Here is a 1,058-nt window from a genome sequence, read left to right as displayed (position 1 = left end):
CGCGCCGACTGCATCCGACTATCGCTTTTACGCCGTCGCGGATTTGCTTGGGTGTCGTCAAGGCGGCGTATTGGGCGCGTGAACGGCCCAGCCCGCGACACGAGCGGCGCCACAAAGGCGTGGACGAAAAGGAAAGCCGGCACTGGCTCGAAAGTTACCAGGATAGTTGCGCATTACAGGCGCAAATGCCGGACAGCTTGCTGGTCAATCTCGCCGACCGCGAGGGCGACATTTACGAATGGTTTGCCGAATACCAGGACTATGCGCCGGCTGTTCGCGCCGAATGGATTGTTCGCGCGACGCAGAACCGAGACCTTCTGGTAGAGCCGGAAAATGCGGCGAAATGGCTATGGTCGGCCCTGGATCAAGCGCCCGTCTTGGGTTATACCGAGGTTAACGTCAAGCCGCGGCCGAACCGCGCGGCACGACTAGCGCATATCACGGTACGCGCCGCCACGGTGCCCCTCAAGCCGCCGGCGCGTGTTGGGTATCGACTACCGGCATTGAGCATCAACGCGGTATTGGCGCGCGAAGAGACGCCGCCAGCCGGCAAGGAACCCTTGGAATGGCTCCTGCTGACCAGTTTGCCGGTGGTAAGTTTCGAGCAAGCGACTACGGTGGTGGCGTGGTATGCCGTGCGCTGGTGTATCGAAGTGTACTTCCATGTGTTGAAGAGCGGTTGCCAGATCAAGCGGCTGCATCTGGAAACGGAAGAACGGCTACGACCATGTTTGGCACTCTATATGGTTATTGCATGGCGGGTGTTATTCAGCCTGATGCTCGCGCGCACGGCGCCGGACATGGATTGCGAGATTGTTTTCGATCCTCGGGAGTGGCGAGCGGCCTATATTGTGGTCAAGCGCTGCCCACCGCCGCTCACGCCGCCGGGTCTGAACGAGGTGATTCGGTTAGTCGCAAGTTTGGGTGGTTACCTCGGCCGCAAACACGACGGCCCTCCGGGTGCCAAGGCCATGTGGATTGGCTTACAGCGCTTGCGCGATTTTGTCATCGCTTTAGAGGCGCAACAAGATGTAGCGATGAGATGTGTATAACGATGA

General features: G+C 59.5%; 1 protein-coding gene. It reads left to right on the top strand.

What is annotated here, in order from left to right; genetic code table 11:
* A partial coding sequence (locus tag NP596_RS21535) for an IS4 family transposase (protein ID WP_256617429.1) occupies positions 1–1,052 on the top strand: 1,052 nt, incomplete at its 5' end.
* Positions 1,053–1,058 lie beyond the last annotated feature (6 nt).

It is taken from the genome of Methylomonas rivi (genome assembly GCF_024505165.1).
Taxonomy (GTDB): domain Bacteria; phylum Pseudomonadota; class Gammaproteobacteria; order Methylococcales; family Methylomonadaceae; genus Methylomonas; species Methylomonas rivi.
Note: the sequence above shows the minus strand (reverse complement) of the source record. Positions and strands in the feature narration are given on the sequence as shown.